At 43.1% G+C, this 21444-nt stretch carries 25 protein-coding genes and 1 pseudogene; all 26 read left to right on the top strand.

The window, feature by feature from the left end; all coding sequences use genetic code 11:
- Positions 1 to 48 precede the first annotated feature (48 nt).
- The 26 genes and pseudogenes from FZ954_RS11570 (at position 49) to FZ954_RS12025 (ending at position 21124) form a co-directional block, all read left to right on the top strand.
- The gene (locus FZ954_RS11570; protein ID WP_148878462.1) at positions 49 to 615 is read left to right on the top strand and encodes a site-specific integrase; all 567 of its coding nucleotides are present in this window, start codon (positions 49 to 51) and stop codon (positions 613 to 615) included.
- A gap of 222 nt (positions 616 to 837) precedes the next feature.
- Positions 838 to 1176 carry an HNH endonuclease gene (locus FZ954_RS11565; RefSeq protein WP_148878482.1) on the top strand — a complete coding sequence of 113 codons (339 nt, stop codon included), beginning with the start codon at positions 838 to 840 and terminating at the stop codon, positions 1174 to 1176.
- Between the two features lie 234 nt (positions 1177 to 1410).
- On the top strand, positions 1411 to 2724 hold the full coding sequence (locus tag FZ954_RS11560) for a hypothetical protein (protein ID WP_148878461.1): 1314 nt from the start codon (positions 1411 to 1413) through the stop codon (positions 2722 to 2724).
- A complete protein-coding gene (locus FZ954_RS11555) occupies positions 2672 to 3898 on the top strand; it encodes a polymorphic toxin type 50 domain-containing protein (protein WP_148878481.1) in 1227 nt (408 codons plus the stop codon). Before FZ954_RS11560 ends, FZ954_RS11555 begins: the two co-directional genes overlap by 53 nt.
- Positions 3898 to 4089: a hypothetical protein gene (locus FZ954_RS11550; protein ID WP_148878460.1), complete on the top strand. Its 192-nt coding sequence runs from the start codon at positions 3898 to 3900 to the stop codon at positions 4087 to 4089. The genes FZ954_RS11555 and FZ954_RS11550 overlap by 1 nt, the downstream gene beginning before the upstream one ends.
- A gap of 146 nt (positions 4090 to 4235) precedes the next feature.
- Positions 4236 to 4487 (top strand): DUF6275 family protein, encoded by a 252-nt coding sequence (locus tag FZ954_RS11545; protein ID WP_070480017.1) that lies wholly within the window; start codon positions 4236 to 4238, stop codon positions 4485 to 4487.
- 63 nt (positions 4488 to 4550) lie between these two features.
- Positions 4551 to 5963: a terminase gene (locus FZ954_RS11540; protein ID WP_148878459.1), complete on the top strand. Its 1413-nt coding sequence runs from the start codon at positions 4551 to 4553 to the stop codon at positions 5961 to 5963.
- 80 nt (positions 5964 to 6043) lie between these two features.
- Positions 6044 to 6502: a DUF4355 domain-containing protein gene (locus FZ954_RS11535; RefSeq protein ID WP_148878458.1), complete on the top strand. Its 459-nt coding sequence runs from the start codon at positions 6044 to 6046 to the stop codon at positions 6500 to 6502.
- A 3-nt stretch (positions 6503 to 6505) separates the two neighbouring features.
- A complete protein-coding gene (locus FZ954_RS11530; protein ID WP_148878457.1) occupies positions 6506 to 7396 on the top strand; it encodes a phage major capsid protein in 891 nt (296 codons plus the stop codon).
- Between the two features lies 1 nt (position 7397).
- Positions 7398 to 7628, top strand: coding sequence for a HeH/LEM domain-containing protein (locus tag FZ954_RS11525; RefSeq protein ID WP_148878456.1), 231 nt, complete (start codon positions 7398 to 7400; stop codon positions 7626 to 7628).
- A gap of 5 nt (positions 7629 to 7633) precedes the next feature.
- Complete coding sequence (locus FZ954_RS11520; RefSeq protein ID WP_148878455.1) at positions 7634 to 8029, top strand: phage Gp19/Gp15/Gp42 family protein; 396 nt, start codon at positions 7634 to 7636, stop codon at positions 8027 to 8029.
- Positions 8016 to 8354, top strand: coding sequence for a hypothetical protein (locus FZ954_RS11515; protein ID WP_148878454.1), 339 nt, complete (start codon positions 8016 to 8018; stop codon positions 8352 to 8354). The genes FZ954_RS11520 and FZ954_RS11515 overlap by 14 nt, the downstream gene beginning before the upstream one ends.
- Positions 8347 to 8583, top strand: a complete 237-nt coding sequence (locus FZ954_RS11510) for a hypothetical protein (RefSeq protein WP_148878453.1) — start codon at positions 8347 to 8349, stop codon at positions 8581 to 8583. The genes FZ954_RS11515 and FZ954_RS11510 overlap by 8 nt, the downstream gene beginning before the upstream one ends.
- Complete coding sequence (locus tag FZ954_RS11505; RefSeq protein ID WP_148878452.1) at positions 8584 to 8919, top strand: hypothetical protein; 336 nt, start codon at positions 8584 to 8586, stop codon at positions 8917 to 8919.
- Between the two features lie 13 nt (positions 8920 to 8932).
- Positions 8933 to 9484: a phage tail protein gene (locus tag FZ954_RS11500; protein ID WP_148878451.1), complete on the top strand. Its 552-nt coding sequence runs from the start codon at positions 8933 to 8935 to the stop codon at positions 9482 to 9484.
- A gap of 3 nt (positions 9485 to 9487) precedes the next feature.
- Complete coding sequence (locus tag FZ954_RS11495; protein WP_148878450.1) at positions 9488 to 9793, top strand: hypothetical protein; 306 nt, start codon at positions 9488 to 9490, stop codon at positions 9791 to 9793.
- Between the two features lie 14 nt (positions 9794 to 9807).
- Complete coding sequence (locus FZ954_RS11490) at positions 9808 to 10182, top strand: DUF5361 domain-containing protein (RefSeq protein WP_148878449.1); 375 nt, start codon at positions 9808 to 9810, stop codon at positions 10180 to 10182.
- Positions 10182 to 13148 (top strand): PblA, encoded by a 2967-nt coding sequence (locus FZ954_RS11485; protein WP_148878448.1) that lies wholly within the window; start codon positions 10182 to 10184, stop codon positions 13146 to 13148. Before FZ954_RS11490 ends, FZ954_RS11485 begins: the two co-directional genes overlap by 1 nt.
- Positions 13149 to 14657 carry a distal tail protein Dit gene (locus FZ954_RS11480; protein WP_148878447.1) on the top strand — a complete coding sequence of 503 codons (1509 nt, stop codon included), beginning with the start codon at positions 13149 to 13151 and terminating at the stop codon, positions 14655 to 14657. It begins immediately after the preceding gene.
- Positions 14657 to 19027 carry a phage tail protein gene (locus FZ954_RS12035; protein WP_148878446.1) on the top strand — a complete coding sequence of 1457 codons (4371 nt, stop codon included), beginning with the start codon at positions 14657 to 14659 and terminating at the stop codon, positions 19025 to 19027. The genes FZ954_RS11480 and FZ954_RS12035 overlap by 1 nt, the downstream gene beginning before the upstream one ends.
- 10 nt (positions 19028 to 19037) lie before the next feature.
- Complete coding sequence (locus FZ954_RS11470; RefSeq protein ID WP_148878445.1) at positions 19038 to 19229, top strand: hypothetical protein; 192 nt, start codon at positions 19038 to 19040, stop codon at positions 19227 to 19229.
- Between the two features lie 2 nt (positions 19230 to 19231).
- Positions 19232 to 19489 carry a hypothetical protein gene (locus FZ954_RS11465; RefSeq protein WP_148878444.1) on the top strand — a complete coding sequence of 86 codons (258 nt, stop codon included), beginning with the start codon at positions 19232 to 19234 and terminating at the stop codon, positions 19487 to 19489.
- Positions 19490 to 19492: 3 nt separating this feature from the next.
- Positions 19493 to 19903, top strand: coding sequence for a phage holin family protein (locus tag FZ954_RS11460; RefSeq protein ID WP_148878443.1), 411 nt, complete (start codon positions 19493 to 19495; stop codon positions 19901 to 19903).
- 94 nt (positions 19904 to 19997) lie between these two features.
- Positions 19998 to 20372 carry a hypothetical protein gene (locus FZ954_RS11455; protein WP_148878442.1) on the top strand — a complete coding sequence of 125 codons (375 nt, stop codon included), beginning with the start codon at positions 19998 to 20000 and terminating at the stop codon, positions 20370 to 20372.
- 11 nt (positions 20373 to 20383) lie between these two features.
- Positions 20384 to 20806, top strand: a pseudogene (locus FZ954_RS12030) (CHAP domain-containing protein); the annotation flags it as partial.
- A gap of 48 nt (positions 20807 to 20854) precedes the next feature.
- A complete protein-coding gene (locus FZ954_RS12025; RefSeq protein ID WP_080978302.1) occupies positions 20855 to 21124 on the top strand; it encodes an SH3 domain-containing protein in 270 nt (89 codons plus the stop codon).
- The last annotated feature ends 320 nt before the right edge of the window (positions 21125 to 21444 follow it).

The following is a 21444-nucleotide window of genomic DNA, read 5'->3' as shown; positions in this document are numbered from 1 at the left end:
ACAAAGGCAGGCACAACCTGCCTTTTATTGTAGTTTGGAGGTGATGTTGTGAAAAAAGTAGAACCAATTCGTGAACTTGATGATATCGAACGGATGAAAGACTTTTTGAAATCAAAAAGCGAACGAAATTATGTTCTGATCATGTGCGGTCTATATTCTGGAATGCGCATCAGCGACATCATACCTCTTCAGGTCAAACATGTTACGAGCGATAGAATCGAAGTCACTGAGAAAAAGACAGGAAAAGTCAAGCGTTTCGCAATCAATCCAGAGTTAAGAAAAGCTTTGAATCATTACATCAAAACTAACGAACTACAAGATTACGATTATCTGTTTCCAAGCAAAAAGAAAGTCAGAACGGACGGTGTGCGTATCGCTCACATTGGAAGGGTTGCAGCATACCAGATTTTAAAGCAAGCAGCTGAGCATATCGGCCTGAAGAACATTGGTACCCACTCTATGAGAAAATCATTTGGCTATCATCATTACAGACGAAATCAAAACGTAGCGATTTTGATGGAATTATTTAATCATTCATCACCAGACATCACACTTGATTATATTGGTATTAAGCAAGATGAACTTGATGATTCGATGATGAATTTTAGCTATTAAAACCTATTTATTTAACACAATGAGAAAATGTAAATTAGTTTTTAATAAAACAGATGTGAGCACTTGATACACTTGATTTTTGAGGATGTTAGTTTTATTTAACAGAATATAAGATATGTTAAATACGGGAGGGGTTCAAGTACAGAAAATACCCCCCTCCCCAGAACAAGCGGAGAGGTCTTGAAAACCTCCCTCCCAATCATAAAAAAAGGAAGGCCCAAGATGAACCTCCCCCGCCCTGACAGAAACGGACCCCACCGTGTTGCGTTTGAAAAAAACAAGAACATCATACTTAAAACCAGAAATACTTGTGGAATTTGTGGGTTACCCGTAGACAAGTCTCTGAAGTACCCGCACCCATTGAGCCCAGTCATTGACCACATCATTCCAATCAATAGAAACGGTCATCCATCAGATATCAATAATCTACAGCTGGCTCATTGGCAATGCAACAGACAGAAGTCTGATAAGCTCTATGCCGATAGCAGAACTGAAAGTTCAAAGGTTGTTGGTAATCGCAATCTTCCTCAGAGCAGAGATTGGGCAAAGTATAGATGTTAAAAGATTAAAAGGATATTTAAGCATGCAAACAAATGCTATTCTAAAATTTTTAAATAAAAATCAATAATGATATTTTTTGCTTAACGCTTGAAAAAAATAAAATAATGATTTTACAGCCAATCCGCCTTTTTGGCAGATAGGGGGGTAGTACCCTCCCCCAAGGCTCGGCGGGGCTTCACGCCGTCACTGTACATTTTTTCTCGCGCCAAAACCTAGAAATAGAAGGAGAATGACTTGGAATTAAGAGGAATTGATTATCTGAGGAGGAAACTTGCATCTTGCAGGTCAAGGGTCAATCTGAGATATAAGCATTATGCTATGCAGTATCAGGAAGCGCCAATAGGAATCACGATTCCTCCAAATGTCAGGGCACAGTACAGGGCGACTTTGGGATGGACTGCTAAAGGTGTGGATAGTCTTGCTGATCGTCTGGTTTTTCGGGAATTTGGAGATGATGTTTTTAATGTGACGGAAATTTTTGATAGAAACAATCCGGATATCTTTTTTGATAGTGCTATTCTGGCTGCGCTGATTGGTTCGTGTTGCTTCATCTACATCTCAAAAGGGGAAGATGATGAGGTTCGTTTGCAGGTGATTGAGGCTAGCAATGCGACTGGCGTGATTGATCCTATCACTGGTCTTCTTGTGGAAGGTTATGCGGTGCTGGCTCGTGATGATTATGGTCAGGCAACTTTAGAGGCTTACTTTGAGCCAAATGCTACGCATTTCATTCCGAAGGATGGTGATCCCTACCCAATCAGCAATCCAACGAATATTCCGCTGTTGGTTCCTGTGATTCATCGTCCTGATGCGGTCAGACCGTTTGGTCGTAGTCGTATCACGAGAGCTGGGATGTATTATCAGAAATATGCTAAGCGTACTTTGGAGCGGGCTGATATTACGGCAGAGTTTTACTCATGGCCTCAAAAGTATATTCTGGGGCTGGATCCTGATGCAGAGCCGTTGGAAAAATGGCAAGCGACAGTATCAAGCCTATTGACGATTTCTGCTAGTGACAATGGGGAAAAGCCAAACGTTGGCCAGTTTAGCACTGCTAGCATGTCACCTTTTACAGAGCAACTAAGAACGGCTGCTGCTGGCTTTGCTGGCGAAATGGGCTTGACTTTGGATGATTTGGGGTTTGTGTCTGACAATCCATCATCTGTGGAAGCTATCAAGGCTAGTCATGAGAATTTGCGTTTAGCTGGGCGGAAGGCTCAGCGGTCGCTAGGAGCAGGTTTTCTGAATGTGGCCTATGTGGCTACTTGTTTGCAAGATGATTTCCAGTATGCTCGTAGTCAATTTGTGAAAACGAAAGTGAAGTGGGAGCCGTTATTTGAAGCAGATGCCAATATGCTGACGATGATTGGGGATGGTGCTATCAAGCTCAATCAGGCTGTGCCTGGATATGTGGATGGTGAGACCATCCGAGACTTGACAGGTATCAAGGGTGCTGAGAATCTTGCCCCCGCCCCGATTGAGAAAGAGGTAAATGATGATCAAGGATATCGTGCCGGACTTGTTGACGAAAATTCAGACGGAATTTGAGGAGGCGAGGCTTGATAGCGAGGTGCTGAAGTCTCTCTTGTCAAAATTACAATCTAAGTCAGCTGGCTATCTGGATGCGAATGAGTATGCTATCGAATTAGGGGAAATTCTTTCTAAAGCTCTGAGAGGCTCTGTAAACTCCTCTAATCTGCCAGACGGTAAAATGTATTACAATATCGCTAAAAGGTTGCTGACGGAGACGCTAGGGAGGAATTTCGAGCTAATAAGTGGCTATGCTCAGCAAGTTCAGAAAAATTTGAATGAAGAGGCTAAAATAGGGCTGAGAGTTCAAGTCCCTGAACTAAATCAAGACAGGATAACTGGTTTAGTCAATCGGATTTCCAGTGAATCTGAGTTTAGTCAGATTGCTTGGATTTTGAAAGAGCCGATTGTCAATTTTAGTCAGAGCATTATTGATGATAGTATTCAGAAAAATGCTGAATTTCAGAAGAAAGTTGGGCTGGCTCCAGTCATTGAACGACATTCCACGGGACATTGCTGTGACTGGTGTCAATCGCTGGTTGGTAAATACTTGTACGGTGAAGAACCGCTAGGATTTTACCGAAGGCATCAACGTTGTCAATGCACCATTGATTATCATCCTAAAAATGGGAAGCAGCAAAACTCTTGGTCTAAAAAATGGTCAAAAGAAAGTGCCGATATCCTTGAACGGCGCAAGCAGCAGAATATTGATGTGCGTGATAATAATCGAAAGGTAGATATCCGAGAATACAAGAAGATTGTTGAAGTTTTGGGCCCACAAAATGCACCTATTTCACTAGCGCAATTTCAAGAGTTGAAGTATAATGATAGTGAAAGATATGAACGCTTAAGAGATGTAGTTTATATCCAGGAAAAATTTAAAAATGGCACTTGGCTGGATAAAATCAATCCAGAAAAACAAGCTAGACATATTCAATCAACATCACCGATTGGAAAGAGCTATTTTTATGATCATGTGGATGTCAATGCTCTGTACAATAAGTACAAGATGACTGGCTTTTTAGAAACAAGTAGAAAAGGTGCTCAAACCAGCAATGAAAAGGTTGATCTATTTGAAGATAGGCCGTTAGGAATTGATGTCTATACTGGTAAGCCAGTAAATGCTATGACAATCAAATATAGCAAAACTGGCGCACACTTGATACCGACATACTATGAAAGGGGAGACTGATGGAACTCAGGGAATTTAATAACAAGTTTGTCAGAATTACTGATATTGACAACCAAACATTTGAAGGTGTCTGTCTGTATGAGGACAAGGATGTCTATGATGAAGAATTTGATGGGTTATCCGTTAAGTCAGGAACCCGATGGACAAAACTCTTTGAGGACGAAATCAAGGAAGTTGAAATTATAGCATAAGCACGTTGACAGTGGTCAGGGTGCTTTTCTTTTTGAAAAATTGAAAGGAGGTTCTGTGTGAGGTATTTATAATTCTATTGCTATAAATCAATATAAACCGTTTGGCTTTCCATACGGTTTTCTTTATGTTCAGAAAGGAATAAAAAATGTTAAAAAAAGCAAAACAATTGGCATCGCAAGAATTTTCACGCTTAGCAGGTCGTGAAATCAAAGAAGAAGACTGCTTTGTAGTTTGGTTTAGCAAAACTTTGCAAAATTGGAAGGCTCTTGTTAGTACTAATCAAATCAAGTCTGGTGAAAAATGTGGCGATTATGCAGAAATCACGCATAACGGAGACAAGAAAGAGACTTACGTAGATGTATACACTAAAGTTTCAAACCGAGCTATTAAAGATTAGGAGGTGATCTGATATCTCCCAGCGATAGGGTTATCATGCGATGACGATTGAAAGGAAATTAGAATGGCGAGGAAGAAACTTGGCAATCAGAATCCTACTCAATCGGTGATTTTAAAATACGTCAAGAAAAATTCAAAAGCTAAAGAAGCGATTGAACTTTACGAACGGACGGGTCTTTCTTGCTATGCCTGGCAGAAAAATCTCTTACTGCCTATGATGGCCATTGACAAGAACGGTCTTTGGGTGCATCAGAAGTTTGGTTATTCTATCCCTCGGCGGAATGGGAAGTCTGAAATCCTTTATATTCTTGAAATTTGGGGCTTGCATAAGGGATTGAATATCCTACATACGGCTCACCGGATTTCTACATCTCACTCCTCTTTCGAAAAGGTCAAACGATACCTTGAGAAAATGGGGTATGTTGATGGTGAGGATTTCAATTCCATTCGAGCGAAGGGGCAGGAGAGAATTGAGCTGTATTCAACGGGTGGTGTTGTCCAATTTCGTACTAGGACATCAAATGGTGGTCTTGGTGAGGGATTTGACATGCTGATCATTGACGAGGCTCAAGAGTACACGACAGAGCAAGAATCTGCTTTGAAATACACGGTGACGGATAGTGCGAACCCTATCACAATCATGTGTGGGACACCTCCGACACCTGTATCAAGTGGTACGGTCTTTACTAAGTATCGTGAGACTTGTCTCTTTGGTAAAGGGAAGTATTCTGGCTGGGCTGAGTGGTCGGTTTCTGATGAAAAGGAAATTGATGATGTAGAAGCTTGGTATAATTCCAATCCATCCATGGGCTACCACTTAAATGAGCGGAAGATTGAGGCTGAGCTTGGTGAGGATAAGTTAGACCATAATATCCAACGTTTGGGATTTTGGCCGACTTACAACCAAAAATCTGCCATTTCTGAAACGGAGTGGAATGAGCTCAAGGTGGATGATGTACCAGAATTGTCTGGCAAGCTGTCTGTTGGTATTAAGTACGGTCAAGATGGAACGAACGTGGCATTGAGTATTGCTGCTAGGACCAAGGATGGCCGTTTCTTTATCGAGACAGTCGATTGTCAATCCGTTCGTAACGGAAATGAGTGGATGGTTGCTTTCTTGCGTCAAGCCGATGTGGCTCAAATTGTCATTGATGGCGCAAGTGGTCAAAAGATCCTAGACGAAGAGTTGAAGGACTACAGAATCAAGAATGTGATTCTGCCGACGGTGAAGGAAATCATCGTGGCCAATGCTCTTTGGGAACAGGGTATCTACCAGAAAACCATCTGTCACGCTGGCCAGCCATCGCTATCAAAAGTAGCCACTAACTGCGATAAGCGGAATATTGGCTCAAATGGTGGCTTTGGCTATCGATCGCACTTTGACGACATGGATATTTCTTTGATGGACAGCGCCTTGCTTGCGCATTGGGCTTGTGCTACGACCAAGCCTAAGAAAAAGCAAAAAATCAGTTATTAAAACGAGCGGTCTTGTGACTGCTTTTTTTGATGCCAAAAATTACCGAACTGCCGGGAAAGCAGGAGAAAGGAGACATGAGAATGTCAGAATTTAAACCAATCACTACACAAGAAGAATTTGATGCTGCTATTAAGGCTCGCTTATCTCGAGAGAAAGAGAAGTATGCCGACTATGACCAGATTAAATCTCTTGTTGAAGACTTGAAAAAAGAAAATGTTGATTTGAAGTCAACAATTGAAGCTAATCATCAAAGCAAGGCGGATGCTGACAAGAAACTTGAAGACATGCAGAAGCAAATCGCTGGTTATGAGACAGCTAGTCTGCGAACTCGTGTAGCTTTGCAACATGGATTGCCTTACGACCTTGCAGACCGTTTGCAGGGAATTGATGAAGAGAGCTTCAAAGCAGATGCGGAGCGCTTGGCTGGGTTTATGAAAAGTAATCAACCAGGTTATCCGCTTGGAATGAATGAGCCTAAATTAGGCGATGATAAGGATGCAGCATTAAAAGGAATGTTGCACAAAATGAGAGGAGAATAATTTATGGCAACACTACAAACAGGGGATCTTTTCCCAGTTGAGACAGTCCAAGACATTTTTAGTAAGGTAAAGGGACATTCAACCCTTGCAAAACTTACTACTCGAGAACCTATTCCGTTTTCTGGAACGGAAACATTTGTATTCAATCTCGAAGGAAATGCTGAAATCGTAGGTGAAGGAAATCCTTCGAATGCTGGAAGTGCAACTATGAAACCAAAGGTAATCAAACCTATTTTGATTACTTACCAAGCACGGGTATCTGAGGAATTTGTAAATTGTTCTGAAGAAAAACAATTATCTTACCTCAAATCTTTTATTGATGGCTTGTCTAAAAAAGTTGCACAAGCAATTGATATCGCTTCATTCCATGGGCTTGAACCAAAATCAATGACAGATGCTTCTTTCAAATCAACGAACTCATTTGATGGTTTGATCACTGGAAATGTAGTGACTTATGAAGCAGATAAAATTGATGAAAATATTGATACTGCTGTCGCAACCATCACAGCAAATGATTGCGAAGTAAACGGTATTGCATTGTCTCCAGCTGCAGGAGCAGCACTTGGGAAAATCAAGGTAAATGGGGTAGTCCAATATCCTGAATACCGTTTTGGCCAAAATCCAGGATCGTTTTATGGAATGAAGTCTGATATTAATAAAACATTGACTACCGTTGCAAGTTCGGCTAAAAAAGACCATGTTATCGTTGGTGATTTTGAAAATGCCGTCAAATGGGGATATGCAGAGGAAATTCCTCTTGAAATCATTAAGTACGGTGATCCAGACGGAGCTGGTCGTGACTTGAAACGCTACCGTGAAGTTTGCTTACGTACGCAAGTGTATGTAGGTTGGGGAATTCTTGACGAGCAGGCATTTGCTCGTGTGGAGGCTTAATATGGAATATATTAACAAAGAAACCTTAGTGATAATTGAAACAGATTGTAAATTGCTGGGCGACTGGATTCCCGCTGCTGAATTTGCAAAGTCACAAGAAGGACAAGTGGATGATCCAGAAAACCGGACCGTGCCAGAGATCAAGTCTAAGCTAGACGAGCTTGGTGTTGAGTACAGTGACAAAGCTAAGAAAGCAGAATTGATTGCTTTGCTGGAAGCGCATAAGGAGTAAGCTGAATGGGAGACTTTGCAACAGTTGAAGACCTGCAAACTTTGTGGCGTCTTTTAAAATCGGACGAACGCAAGCGAGCAGAGGCTCTGTTGAAAATTGTCTCTGACTCTCTGCGTGTCGAAGCTAAAAAGGTTGGGAAAGACTTGGATGTGCTTGCGGCTGAGGATTCGTCTTTTGCAAGTGTGGTCAAGTCAGTTACTGTCGATGTGGTAGCTCGTACCTTGATGATCTCTACTGAGCAGGAACCGATGACTCAATTTGCTGAGAGCGCCTTGGGCTATTCGGTGAGTGGGTCCTATTTGGTTCCAGGCGGGGGATTACATATCAAGGCAAGCGAATTGAAGCGTTTGGGCTTGAGAAAACAAAGATTTGGGGTGATGGAGATCTATGGGACGGATTAAGGGTATTACCGTGACCTTAATTGACAAGATCAAGACAGGACAGGATGATTTTGGTCATTCTGTCTTTGAAGATCGAGAAATTAAGGTTGAAAATGTGCTTGTGCGCCCAACCTCAACAGACGAGAAAGTCAATCAGCTCAATCTTACTGGCAAGGTAGCTGTCTATACCTTAGCAATACCTAAAGGCGATAATCATGATTGGGAAGATAAGGAAGTTCTTTTCTTTGGTCAGCGATGGCGCACTTTTGGCATCCCAACTGAAGGGATTGAGAGCCTGATTCCGCTGGAATGGAACAAGAAAGTGACGGTGGAGCGGTATGGCTAGTATGAAAGTCAAGCTAAATGGTGCTGGTGTCGGAGCCTTGCTGAAGTCAAAGGAAATCCAAAATCTACTGAATCAGGAAGCTACTAAAATCCGTAGTCGATGTGGTACAGGCTATGAGCAGGACAGTCATGTCGGTAAGACACGGGCAAATGCGATGGTCTATCCAAAAACCTATCAAGCTAAGAAAGATAATCTACGAAATAATACTTTGTTGAAGGCGGTGCGCTAAATGATTGAAATCATCATCAAGAAATACCTTGACGGGCATTTAGATGTGCCGTCTTTTTTTGAGCATGAAGCAAAGATGCCAGCCAGTTTTGTCATCATTGAAAAAACTGGTAGCAGTGAGTGGAATCATTCTGGTAGTGCGACCTTTGCTTTTCAAAGCTATGGTCCCACTATGCAGAAGGCTGCCGAGCTCAATGTCAAAGTGAAGCAGGCTGTAAAAGGGTTGATTGAGCTGGACTCAATCAGCGGTGTCCACTTGAACAGCGATTACAACTTTACGGACACAGAAACTAAACAATATCGCTATCAGGCGGTGTTTGATATTAACTATTACTAAAGGAGATATTGCAATGGCATTAGAAGCTAATGTAACAACTGCGAAACCTAAAGTTGGCGGAGCAGTGCATTCGGCACCGCTTGGAACCAAATTACCAACGGATGCAACAACCAAACTAGAGGCTGCTTTTAAGTCTTTAGGGTACATCTCGGATGACGGGATGACCAACAGCAACTCGCCTGAATCGGAAGATGTGAAGGCTTGGGGAGGAGCAATCGTCAACTCTTCCCAAAAAGAAAAGAAGGACACTTTCAGCTACACCTTAATTGAGGGTCTGAATATTGATGTCCTGAAAGAGGTTTATGGTTCTGAAAATGTTTCGGGCGATCTTGCTACTGGTATGGCCATCAAGGCAAACGCAAAAGAGCTAGAAAATCATTGTCTAGTTATAGAAATGGTTTTGAAAAACGGGGCTCTTAAGCGGATTGTCATCCCTTCAGGGAAAGTGACAGAAGTTGGCGAAATTACCTACAATGATGGGAATGTCATTGGATATAAAACAACTATCACAGCATTTCCGGACGCTAACGGAAATACTCACTACGAATACATCAAGGGGGCTTAATAGATGGCAAAACGCAAACGTAAAAAACGTAATCATGGTGCACAAGGAAAAACATTTAAAGGGAAAACTTCGACTGGTTTTGCCTTTGAAATCACGCAGGAACGATTGGATAACTATGAACTGTTGGAAGCAGTTGCAGAAGTCGATAAAAATCCTGCTGTCTTGCCAACCGTTATCAATCTGATGCTGGGTGATAAGGCTCAGGACTTGAAGGACCACGTCCGAACAGAAGCTGGGATGGTGCCAACAGGGAAATTGATGCAGGAAGTGGAAGAAATCTTTAAAAGCAGGACCAATCTAAAAAAATAGCCCTCCTTGCTAGAATGATCGACCTAGATGAAGATGCTCTCATCTGTGATCTTGCTGAAACTTATGGCATTTATGATTATAGGCAGCTACCTGCTCAACAGGTAGCTGTCTTTGCTTTTGGTTTAAAAGAGGACTCTCGGATCAAGATGGCTTTGAGTAATCAGAAGGTGCCTTTTGAGACTTTGTTGATGGCTAGTACGCTGGATAGACTGTCAACGCTCGTCTGGTTTAAGACCAAAGATGGTCAAAAGGGTGCTAACAGGCCAACCATGATAGCTCAGAAGCTGATCGGAGAAGAGAAAGAAAGGGATGAGATGGTCTTTAGTTCTGGTGAGGAATTTGAAGCGTATCGTCAACGAATTTTAGCCGAGGTAGGAGGTGAGAAGTAATGGCTACAGAAATCGCACAAGCGTATGTGCAGTTGATTCCGTCTGCGAGAGGAATAACTGGGAAAATCCAAGCTATTCTGAATCCAGAGGCATCGGCTGCTGGGCAAAGTGCTGGCCAATCGCTAGGAGCTAGCTTGGTCAGCGTGGCGACAAAAGCGATTGCAGCAGCTGGAATTGGTAAGGCCTTTTCAGCTGCTATTCATGAGGGGGCAGCCCTACAACAATCTCTAGGAGGGGTTGAGACCCTTTTCAAGGGCAGTGCTGACACTGTCAAGAAATATGCGGCTGAAGCTTATAAGACAACAGGTCTGTCAGCCAATGCGTACATGGAAAATGTAACAGGCTTCTCAGCAAGCCTCTTACAATCGTTAGGAGGCGATACAACGAAGGCTGCTGATGTGGCCAACATGGCCATGGTGGACATGTCCGATAATGCCAATAAAATGGGTACGGACATGGGGCGAATCCAAGATGCTTATCAAGGGTTTGCTAAGCAAAACTACACCATGCTAGATAACCTCAAGCTTGGATATGGCGGTACTAAATCCGAAATGGAACGGCTCTTGGCTGACGCTGAGAAACTGACCGGTGTCAAATACGACATCAACAATCTGTCTGATGTCTACAATGCCATTCACGCTATCCAAGAAAATCTGGATATTACAGGGACGACTGCTAAAGAGGCCGCATCAACCTTTAGTGGTTCCTTTTCTGCTATGAAAGCAGCGGCGCAGAATGTGCTTGGTCAGTTGGCCTTGGGACAGAATATTTTGCCAGCATTACATGCTCTATTTGATACTACCAAAACATTTTTGTTTGATAATTTCATTCCGATGATTGGAAATGTGTTTTCTGGTCTTGGATTGCTATTAACAGAAGGGATTAGCAAGATAGCTTCTGAGCTATTTGGAGATGCTTTTGGAAGTGCGGTGTATGATCAATTATCAAGGGTCACAGGAATTTTCCAGACTTTCTTTGACATGATTTTTGGCTCCTTAAACAAACAGGATAACATCGATATTCTGAAGGTGCTAGGTTTTAGTGATGATGCAGCGAAACAAATTGTCAACATAGCAGATAATATCCGTGTCACTTTTGAAAATGTTGGGGCGACTATTGGAAATATCGCTGGGATTGTTGGTAGTTTTATTGGAGAGCTATTAGGAGTAAGGGATGGTAAGCAAGAAGTCAATTTGCTTGGCACTGCATTTGAAATTCTGACAGGATTTATAAAAGAGGTGTCATCAATACTAAAAGATGTAACTAAGTTTTTTAAGGATAATCAGCTAGCAGCAGATTTACTTAAGACTTCTGTAGTTGCTTTAGGAGTTGGGCTTCCAGTGGCTAAAATTGCTACATTTGTGCAAGGCTTAGGTGGCATACCTGGTATTTTGGCAATTGCAAAAACAGCTATTTCAGGTTTTGCTACATCAGCGATAGCTGCTATTTCTTCAATCCCTCTTATTGGGTGGATTGCTGCTGCAATCGCAGCTTTAACTTGGTTTTTCACTCAAACTGAGACTGGCCGTCAGATTTGGGCTGCCTTTGTTGATTGGATAAAGGTGGCGTGGCAGGGGATTGCTGAGTTCTTTAGTGGTTTATGGTCTAGCATTTCTGAAGGAGCGAATAATCTCTGGTCTAGCGTGTCTGAAGCTTGGAGCTCGGCTGTTGAGAATGTTAAGAATTTGTGGAATGGGATTGTTGTATTTTTCGATGCTTTGTGGCTGACAATACAAACAGCTGCTTCGATTGCTTGGACCCAATTTACTACGACGATCATGTCTATCGTCCAGCCTTTTATTGATGGATTTTTGAATTTGTGGAATGGTGTCTCAAATGGGATTTCTCAGATTTTCGAAGGCATCAAGATGGTCTTTCAGGGAGCCTGGGAGTTTATCAAATCTATCTTCTTAGGTGCGATCTTGGTCATCATTGATCTAGTGACTGGGAATTTCACCCAGCTAGGTGCTGACCTAGCTCTGATTTGGGAGGGGATAAAAAATGGTGTTTCTCTGGTTTGGGAAGGTATCAAAGCCATTTTCATGGGCTTGGTTGATGCCATTGTAGGTTTTGGGAAAGCTGCATTTGAAAACTTTTCAGCTGCTTTATCTGCGATTTGGGAGTTTATCAAGTCGGCTGCTTCAGCGGCTTGGGAATGGGTTAAATCCACTGTAACAAACTTGATAACAGGTCTTGTACAGGGGGCGCAAAATACCTGGAACGGCTTTATGAACTTCCTGTCTGGCTTGTGGGAGAGCATCAAGTCAACGGCTGTGAATGGCTGGAATGCCCTTAAATCAGGGGTTATTTCTATCATAAATGGTCTGATCCAAGGCGCTCAGAATGCCTGGAATACCTTACAACAGGGTGTGACTAATGTGGTCAACAGTGTCACCAATATCTTTAAAGGTCTAGCTAATATCAATCTTTGGGATGCTGGTCGGGCTATCCTTGATGGCTTCCTGGGCGGTCTGAAATCTGCTTGGGGCAGTGTGACGGATTTTGTCGGCGGTATCGCAGGCTGGATCCGTGACCACAAGGGGCCAATCGAGTATGACCGCAAGCTCTTGATACCTGCTGGTAATGCAATCATGGGAGGGCTTGATAAGAGCCTAAAAGAAAAGTTTAAAGAGGTCAAAAAGACTGTTAGTGGCATGGCTGGTTCGATTGCTGACAGTTTTGGAGATGAAATATTAGCTCCTGATTTAGGAGTTTTGGGAAATAACGAGGTGCAAGTTGCCTTGACATCTAGTAAATTGCTGGATCAGATACTTGATCCTGATCATAACCGGGACAAGGAATCTACGCTTCTGGAAACCATTGCTAAGTTGGCTAATCGGCCAGTCATCGTGTCTCAGCAAGTAGATACGAGAGAAGTCTCTCAAATATTAGCTGAACCGATAGCAGAAGAACAAGAGAAACGACAGACTATTCTTAAAGCTGTCGACGGATTGGGGTGGACTTAATTGATAAAAGTACATTTTAACGACGTTGAATTGACAAGGTGGATTACTGTTTTAGATGGGTTCACCGCTTTTAACGGTGCAGACCATGACCCGACTTTTCAGGAGTATCCAACGATGAGTGGTGCAGAGTTTGTCAAGACTCGCAAGAAATTGAAGAAGATCTCTGTACCCTTTTATGTGGCATATGATAGTGTGGCTGATTATGATGCTTTACAGACGGCTCTCAATGTATCTGAGGCGAAAAAGTTGACCTTTAGCCACCTACCTGACCGTGTCTTTTATGCGATACCTAGCGGAAACCTGAATTTTAAAGAGATTCGGTTTAATGGGAAAGGCACTATCAATTTTACAGTAGCCGATGGTTTAGGGCATGCTAAGTTTCCAAAACGCTTTAATTTTGCTAAAAATGCTGAAGGACTGTGGGAAGCTACCATTATCAATACTGGTAGCGAACCTGTGCCAATAAACTATAAAGTCAAACTTAAAAAAGAGTCTGGCTTTGTCGCTATCGCTAGTAAACTTGGCGTAATCCAGTATGGGAAATTTGAGGAGACTGACTATGCTAGAGAAAAGAAGAACATTACTCTAGCTAGCAATCAGGGCGGAAACTTTGCTAACTGGCAAAATGGCACGGTGTTTTACGAGAATCAAGGAAAGAAAGCTGTCACAACGATGTCAGCTGATACGGCTTTTAATGGACGGTTGGGTATTTTACCTAGGGGATTTAATAATACAGGGAATAATCCCTTTTTTGGTGCTATCAAGGAGCTCAACTTGTCTGTAGGAGCTACAGAATGGTACATCTGGGCACGAGCTTGGTTTGAAACTGGGCTGATGGGGCAGACAGGCGCTTGGTGTTTGGCTGTTGTAGACAATGCCAATCGTTTTATCGCTGGGATGGCTATTGAGAAACATGACCGAGTTGGAAACCGGGCTAGCGTTTATTTTTTGCTTGGTGATGGCAAGGGAGGAAGTCATATCAAACATAAGATTGACTTTACTCCTAGTTTTTGGGTAACTGATAACCCCTACGGAACTGAAGCCAGAAATCAAAATAGGAATATGTTTGACTTGCGAAAAGAGGGTGATAAGGTCACTTTCTTTTGGTATGGTCAGTATTTCTCTTATTTTGAATCAGGAATTAAGAATGTAGAAGCTAGCAAGGTGCAGTTTTTCTGTGGGCAGATAAATGGCAGAAACACGAATGACCAAATCGTCACACATCAATATTTAAATGATTTTTCATTTTTTAAGCTGAATGTGCCTTTTTGGCGCGATGTACCTAATCGCTATCCTGCATTATCTGAACTTTTTATCGATGCTAGCGGTGAGATCAATCCGGATGAACCGGGTAGGCTGTATGTCAATGGCTTACTAGCTCCTGATGATGAGATTTTGGGGTCACAGTTTTTTTTAGCACCGCCTGGAGAAACAAAAGTACAGCTGTTAGTCTCTAGCTTCTCTGAGGTGGCTAGTGCCTATGCTGAGATTGAGGAGGCTTGGACTTAGTGAAAAACAATGTGAGAATTGCTATTAGAGACTCAACTGACACGCATGTTGTCGGTTTTTTTGATAATCAAAATGGAATTAAGTATCATGCAGCCGATCTGACTCGTTTTTTGAAAGGCTCGTGTAGTTATCTGGTCATCAAATATCGCTCAAAGGACATCACAAAAGTAAAAAGTGGTTGCCGTTTGGCATTTAGATATAAGGGAAAAGATTATTGGATGACTATCAAGTCTGTCAAGAAGACAGGCTATCAGATGGAAATCACGGCTTACTCTTTGAGTCTGGAAGCTAATGAGGAGAAGCGAGGAGCTTATAAGGCTAGCAGAGCTATGAGCATCCGAGAGTATGTGGATGTTTTTGATCCTGAGCATTCACTTGAAGTCGGAATTAACGAGATTGCTGATAAGACCATTAAGCTAGAATGGTCTGGGACTGACACGGTGCTAGCTCGACTATACTCTATCGCTAATAGCTTTGGAGCTGAGCTGGAGTTTGTAACGGAGCTTAACAGCGACTACTCGCTGAAACGGCATGTCCTCAATATCTACCGAGCTGGAAATCTCGGCAAGGTCAAGACTGGACTTCCTATTCGAGTAGGAAAGGACTTGAAAGTCATTAACTACTCAGATGATATCAATGACATCAAGACGGCTATCAGAGGGAGCGGAAAAGACGGCTTGACCATCGCTGGTCTTGATAAAAAGATCTATGATGATAAGGGGAAACTCCTCTTTTACAGTCAAGGAAATACTATCTACGCTCCACAATCTCGCGACCAATTTCCTTCCATCACCAAAAAGACAGATGATGGCTGGATCGTGCTGGAAAATGGAGAGACAGAGCATGACTCGAAAGAGTCTCTCTTTGGTTATCTGTTGGCAGAGCTGAAAAAGCGCTGTGTCCCTAAAATTGCTTATAGCACAGAGGGAAAAGTAAATGGTGAGATTGGCGACACATTGACGCTGATTGACTCAGAACATTATGATCCCCCCCTCTATGTCCAAGCGCGCATCAGTGAGCAGACAGAGTCCTTATTAGGCGCTAATACAGACAAAACTACTCTAACAAACTTTGAACGAAAGTCTAGCCAGATAGCTAGTGAACTGCTGAAACGAGTAGAGGAGCTGGCTGAAGAGGCAACTCCCTACGTTGTCAATCTCGCTACTGATAACGGCCACATCTTTAAGAACAACCAAGGTGAATCCACAGTTTTTCCAACACTTAAAAAGGGCAATAAGGCTGTGGAATGTACCTGGAAGTGGCTGATTGACAACGAGGATTTTGGACAAGCTCCAAGCCACAAGGTCACAGCGGCAGGAATGAGGGAATCCCTTACCTTGACGGCTATAGCCTTGGTAAACGGTCAGGAAGTGGCCAGAGAGCAGTTGACTTTTACTAATGTCAACGATGGTCAAAATGGAGCTAAAGGAGACCCTGGGCCGCAAGGACCGAAAGGTTCTACTGGAGCAACCGGAGCCAAAGGCGACAAAGGAGAGACAGGAGCTAGAGGACCTCAAGGCGAACGTGGGCCGCAGGGAGCTGTAGGACCGCAAGGACCAAAGGGAGAACGAGGAGACCCAGCTGATACTGCAGAACTAAAAAAAGCTGTAACAGCTGCTGAATCCCAATTGGCAGCTGTCAAAAATAATCTGGAAGGGGTTAGGGCGAACCTGACGCAAGCTCAAAATCAACTATCTGGCAACATCAGCCAAATCCGGTCTGATGTTGGGGCTATCCGCAATCAACAAACAATTTACGAGCAAAGCAATACGCAAAGCTTAGCTCGTATCACTGGCCAGCTGGCTGACAAAGCCAGCAAAACAGAGGTCAATCAGACCGCAGAAAGGATTCGTGAGGAACTGGCTAGCCTATCGGTTGGCGAGAATCTGTTTATCAACTCAGAATTTAAAAATCTGAGAGATAACGGACAGCGTTACACAGCTAACGGCAAAACCTATCAAAACATGATTGCGCCTTACTGGTACAATCCATACAACGCAGGTCTACCAAATGCTCAAAATAACCAGCATGGGTACTTTGATACAAGCATGTCAAGTGATACGGTCTTTGCATTTAACGAGAGCGACGGCTCCCGACACTGGAAAGCATTGTCAACTGATTTTAAAATCGGAGTCATTACAGCTGGAGAGTATTACTTTTCAGCTGATTTGTATGCGACCGATTTAGGCACGCATGTTAGATTTGGATTTTACTACCATAATTCGACTGGTAAACTCAATTTCTACGCAGGTCAAGCAAAAGTCGAAGTAAACGAAAAAGGTCGTTGGGTGCGGCTAGGAGCACCGTTAAAAGTCAATGATGATATTGACGTAACCAAAAAAGTCCAATTTTATATTTACGGCTATAACTTTAGCACCAACTCGATTTTATATATCAAAAAACCAAAAGTATCAAAAGGTCGCTTAAAAAGTGACTGGAGCCCTGCTCTCGAAGACACCGAAGGCCTCATTACAGAGGCCAAAGCTACCTTTGAGCGAACGGCTCAAGGGTTACGGACAGCCCTGTCGGCTATCCAGTCATACGTTAACGCTGACGGCACGAGGGCGGAATCCTTACGCACTTACAGTCGTGAGGAAACTGCACGTCAGCTAACTACTCTGCGCCAGATCGTTGAATCTGGCTATGTGGGCAGGGCTCAGCACGCAGAGGACGTGCGAGGGCTGATACGTAGGTTTGAGGAGTTAGCTGTAGGCGGGCGGAACTTGATGGGGATGTTTAACACAAAACCTGTCAAATCAAGCTTTGACAGAGAAACATACAAGTTTACAGCAAAGACTACCCAAAATACAACTAGACCAACTCTCCAATTGCAATTTCGATGGACAGATGGATCTTACAGTGCTGTGATAACGATTAGCGAGACAGGCCAATTTGCTCGTAAGTTTAAAATCACAAAACCGTACTCAGAATTACGCATAAAGTTTAATTGTAATAAGGAAGACGCGGTTTTGTTGTTTACAGGTAAACAATTTATCGAGCAGAATACAGACTATTATTTTACTGGTGACTTGATCAACCTGTCCCCAAACGACAGTCAAGCAGATTTTTTAAAAATCGAAAAAGCGACTATCACATCCGACTGGTCGCCAGCCCCTGAAGACGCCACAAGTTACGCAGATACCAAGCTAGCCGAGTATCGTCAGACAGTCGATGGCCAACTGTCCAGCGTACAAGCTGCTATTAACACGGCCAACGGATCGCTGACGAGCTTTAATATGTGGAAGCAGTCAGCGCAAGAAACCCTGAATAAAGTCGGCAAGGTCGAGACTGGCCTTAACGAGACTAAGACAAGTCTGGCGGAGTTTAAACGGACAGCTGAGGGGCAGTTGACCACGATTACTCAGCAAGTCTCTGGTAAAGTCTCACAAACAGAGCTGAATCAACGAGCTAATCAAATTACGCAAGCTGTGCAAGAGTTGAGCAACTCGGTCCTCAGAAAAAGCCAGGTCAAAATCAACGAAGGCGGTATCATCTCTAGTGTGGAGAAGACTGTCAACGGCCAGACCTTGGCTAGCATGATTGCTCAAAGCCCGGAAAATGTTGAGATTATCGCCCGTTTGCTAAAAGTAAAGGGCGACATGATTGTCAACGGCTCTGTCACAGTTGACAAGCTAAACATTGAGGGTGAGCTGTCTGCTTTGAGCGGTAAGCTTGGTAGAGTGACCTCTGGAGAAATCATCAATGAGTACGAAACATCTTACACAAGAGGTGAAATCAGAATCGCTGACAACATCCAGATTACGAATCACAACAAGTCAGGACCTCGCTCGAATTTAGGCAAGGAAGAAATCAAGATGCTGCCAAACGGCATTTTGATGAATGCTTACGACACCAATGAGAAGCCGATCCATACGATGCAAGTGTCGCCTGACGTTATTTCGTATCAACGCCTTAACTACTCGCTGAAAGGCGGAGGGACAGGCTCTTGGGATTTGGCGTATTCGAATGGCTATTCCGCTCTCAACATCGATACAGTCAACCAGAAAATCAGGTTACAGGCTGAGTCTAGTTTAATGTGGGGCGTCAACGCTACGTTTTTGCGAATCGGGAATCTGGTGACGGTGTCTGTGACGCGGATTATCTGCAATATCAACGAAATCATAGAAAATGGTAAAGCAAGAGAGCAAATCCCAAGCGGATTTCGACCTATTTCACAAGCTCACTTAACCCTGACTGGTAATTTGAACACGACTATTGACGCTACCTGCATTGTCCATTTGGAAACCGACGGAAGCATTCGTTATACCAACAACAAGAAAGGCAATCGAGTTTGGACTGGCACAGTCAGCTACACAACTGTTGACGAGTTTCCGCTTGCTGGAGATGTACCAAAAGGCAAAATTATATAGAGAGGTATCTATGGATAGTAAATTTTATAATCTCATGCTAGCTGGATATAAGAATCGGCTAGATAACTCGACTTTGGGAGAAATTGAACTAAAAGCTCGATTGATCCTGGAGCAAGAAAAAAATGCGGAATTGCAAGCAAAAGTAACAGAGCTGGAAGCTTTGCTTGAAGAACAAACGAAACCAGCTAAAGAAGGAGAATAACTATGACTTTAGAAATCGTAAAAACTACAAAATTGGTCGGAAGCCTAAAGGTTGGTGACACAGTCGTTAAGACAATGACTGCGGATATCGATGATAAGGGCGTGACCACATTTACCGAATGGATCAACGACAGCGAAGCGTATGCTGCGAATCGTCGCGAAGTGCGTAAGCAAGAACAGGCATTTCAGGACGCAGTCTACGCTGCGGAGGATGCCATCATTGCAGAGCTGGAAACTGGGGCTAAAGAAAAGAAAGGGTGATGAATGCAGGCTAACGTTTTGGAATGGTCACACAGCTTGCGTACCTTAATTGATACGCAGGATGAACTGATTGTGTTTACTTTAGCACTCATCATGGGTGCTATGGCTATTGACTTCCTTACAGGAACTTTGGCCGCTAAGCTCAATCCCAACATTGAATTTCGCAGCAAAGAAGGAATCAACGGAATTATTCGCAAGATTGCTAGTATCGCTTTACTAGCTTTCTGCATTCCGCTGTCTATCTTGCTGCCTGAAGGAATTGGACTGGGAGCTCTACAGATACTTTATTTCGGTTATCTATTTTTTGAGCTAAAATCTATTCTGGAAAATTTCGACAAGCTCGGTATTAACACAACATTTTTTCGAGAGTTTATCGAAAAAATATCGAATTCGGATAAAAATGATAAAAAATAGAATAAAAGAGCAGGCGCTGAAGCTTGCTCTGTTTGCTTTTGCTGCAACCTATTTTTGGTTTGCGGTCTTTGAAAATTTGAAAGGAAAATAAAAAATGACAAAAGTAAAAGTAACTGATTACGCAGAAGGAAATTTCCGTTTTGGCTTCGGGTCAAAGCTTTATCTAGCTCGTAACGAAGAAGCTCAAGTACGAGCTCACATCTCTACCCCAGCCACACAACGCTGGGATAACGGCCAATATACCTTGACCGAAAGAATCGCAGAAGGCTTTAAGCCTGCGCATCCTGTAACATTTACAGCTAAGGTGATTTCTCAAGGCAAAATCCATCCACAAGCTACGATTGACTTTGTTTTGATGCCAGACGGTCGTGTGCTGGTCAATGCCAGCAATGTGCGCCAGCTGCCTACACCGCTTCAAATCGTGGGCGAAGTGACTTACATCGTTGACGCTAGCCAGTTTGATAAATAGGAGGAGAAAATATGCGTAAGTATAAATTATTTCAAGATGAAGTCCTTGGGTACGGCTTCGATATTGACGGTTGGTTTAGCTGGCAATGTTGGGACGGATACGCTAAATACTGCGTTTGGTTAGGTGTACCATTTGCCAACTGCACAGTCTCTGGCTTTGTTAAAGACATTTGGGAGCAACGCTATACTAATGGCATGCTGGACTATTTCGACGAAGTGGAAAACATGGAAGAAGGCGATGTAGCTGTCTTTATGGAAACAGACCTCACACCTGTTTCACATATCGCTATTTTCGCTGGGGACATCGATGGCACTCAAGGTTGGTTCCTTGGTCAGAACCAAGGTGGAGCTTCGGGGCCTGACGGTATCGGGGGTGTGTTTAACCTCGTTGCTTTTCCATACTCTATCTTGTATCCAACAGCATTTCGTCCAAAAGGCGAGTCTTTACCTAAAGCTGAGTTAAAAGAAACGATTACAGAAGTCATGGAAAATCATGAGGCTCCTTTCTTCCCAGAAGATGCTACTTTTACAGTCGGCGACTCTCCAATCAATGTCCGCCGAACGCCTAGCTTGGACGGTGAAATCGTGGCAGTTTATCAGCCGGGCGAAAAAGTCCATTACGACTCTAAAGGCTCAAATGATGGTTATCGCTGGATTTCGTACGTTGGTGAGTCTGGTAATCGCAATTACTTGGCGATTGGCCAAACGGACGAAGCAGGCAACCGCATTGACCTGTGGGGCCAATTGTCGTAAATAAAAAACCGCAGCGGAAACTGCGATAAATAAAAAATATGTTTTCTTAAATTTAATCTACCCTGGCCGAAAGGCTGGGGCTTTTTTATATAGTGTTAGATAAATAATTGTCTCTATAACGGAAAATCTCGAAAATGTCCGCTCTGACGGACTTGGCAGGCCGACAGTAATGTCGGCCTGTTTTCGCCCCAAATCCGCCCCAAAATATTTTTAAAGTTAGTCTGGTTTAACCTAACAGAAAATCAAAAAAGCCCGATTTCACGGGCTTTTCATTAGGTTGATTCCTGATAAGTCAGGTATTGAAAGGCGGTAGACGGATT

This window comes from Streptococcus sp. Marseille-P7375, assembly GCF_902460365.1.
Lineage (GTDB): Bacteria > Bacillota > Bacilli > Lactobacillales > Streptococcaceae > Streptococcus > Streptococcus cristatus_I.
This window is presented reverse-complemented; position numbering and strand designations above follow the sequence as displayed.

What these genes read in the sequence shown, in the direction of transcription:
- FZ954_RS11565 (WP_148878482.1), top strand. Translation starts at nt 838, where the DNA reads ATGAACCTCCCCCGCCCTGACAGAAACGGACCCCACCGTGTTGCGTTT.
- FZ954_RS11465 (WP_148878444.1), top strand. Translation starts at nt 19,232, where the DNA reads ATGACTTTAGAAATCGTAAAAACTACAAAATTGGTCGGAAGCCTAAAG.
- FZ954_RS11485 (WP_148878448.1), top strand. Translation starts at nt 10,182, where the DNA reads ATGGCTACAGAAATCGCACAAGCGTATGTGCAGTTGATTCCGTCTGCG.
- FZ954_RS11545 (WP_070480017.1), top strand. Translation starts at nt 4,236, where the DNA reads ATGTTAAAAAAAGCAAAACAATTGGCATCGCAAGAATTTTCACGCTTA.
- FZ954_RS11495 (WP_148878450.1), top strand. Translation starts at nt 9,488, where the DNA reads ATGGCAAAACGCAAACGTAAAAAACGTAATCATGGTGCACAAGGAAAA.
- FZ954_RS12025 (WP_080978302.1), top strand. Translation starts at nt 20,855, where the DNA reads ATGGAAAATCATGAGGCTCCTTTCTTCCCAGAAGATGCTACTTTTACA.
- FZ954_RS11520 (WP_148878455.1), top strand. Translation starts at nt 7,634, where the DNA reads ATGGGAGACTTTGCAACAGTTGAAGACCTGCAAACTTTGTGGCGTCTT.
- FZ954_RS11550 (WP_148878460.1), top strand. Translation starts at nt 3,898, where the DNA reads ATGGAACTCAGGGAATTTAATAACAAGTTTGTCAGAATTACTGATATT.
- FZ954_RS11530 (WP_148878457.1), top strand. Translation starts at nt 6,506, where the DNA reads ATGGCAACACTACAAACAGGGGATCTTTTCCCAGTTGAGACAGTCCAA.
- FZ954_RS11500 (WP_148878451.1), top strand. Translation starts at nt 8,933, where the DNA reads ATGGCATTAGAAGCTAATGTAACAACTGCGAAACCTAAAGTTGGCGGA.
- FZ954_RS11535 (WP_148878458.1), top strand. Translation starts at nt 6,044, where the DNA reads ATGTCAGAATTTAAACCAATCACTACACAAGAAGAATTTGATGCTGCT.
- FZ954_RS11490 (WP_148878449.1), top strand. Translation starts at nt 9,808, where the DNA reads ATGATCGACCTAGATGAAGATGCTCTCATCTGTGATCTTGCTGAAACT.
- FZ954_RS11540 (WP_148878459.1), top strand. Translation starts at nt 4,551, where the DNA reads ATGGCGAGGAAGAAACTTGGCAATCAGAATCCTACTCAATCGGTGATT.
- FZ954_RS11515 (WP_148878454.1), top strand. Translation starts at nt 8,016, where the DNA reads ATGGGACGGATTAAGGGTATTACCGTGACCTTAATTGACAAGATCAAG.
- FZ954_RS11470 (WP_148878445.1), top strand. Translation starts at nt 19,038, where the DNA reads ATGGATAGTAAATTTTATAATCTCATGCTAGCTGGATATAAGAATCGG.
- FZ954_RS11510 (WP_148878453.1), top strand. Translation starts at nt 8,347, where the DNA reads ATGGCTAGTATGAAAGTCAAGCTAAATGGTGCTGGTGTCGGAGCCTTG.
- FZ954_RS11460 (WP_148878443.1), top strand. Translation starts at nt 19,493, where the DNA reads ATGCAGGCTAACGTTTTGGAATGGTCACACAGCTTGCGTACCTTAATT.
- FZ954_RS11555 (WP_148878481.1), top strand. Translation starts at nt 2,672, where the DNA reads ATGATCAAGGATATCGTGCCGGACTTGTTGACGAAAATTCAGACGGAA.
- FZ954_RS11505 (WP_148878452.1), top strand. Translation starts at nt 8,584, where the DNA reads ATGATTGAAATCATCATCAAGAAATACCTTGACGGGCATTTAGATGTG.
- FZ954_RS11455 (WP_148878442.1), top strand. Translation starts at nt 19,998, where the DNA reads ATGACAAAAGTAAAAGTAACTGATTACGCAGAAGGAAATTTCCGTTTT.
- FZ954_RS11525 (WP_148878456.1), top strand. Translation starts at nt 7,398, where the DNA reads ATGGAATATATTAACAAAGAAACCTTAGTGATAATTGAAACAGATTGT.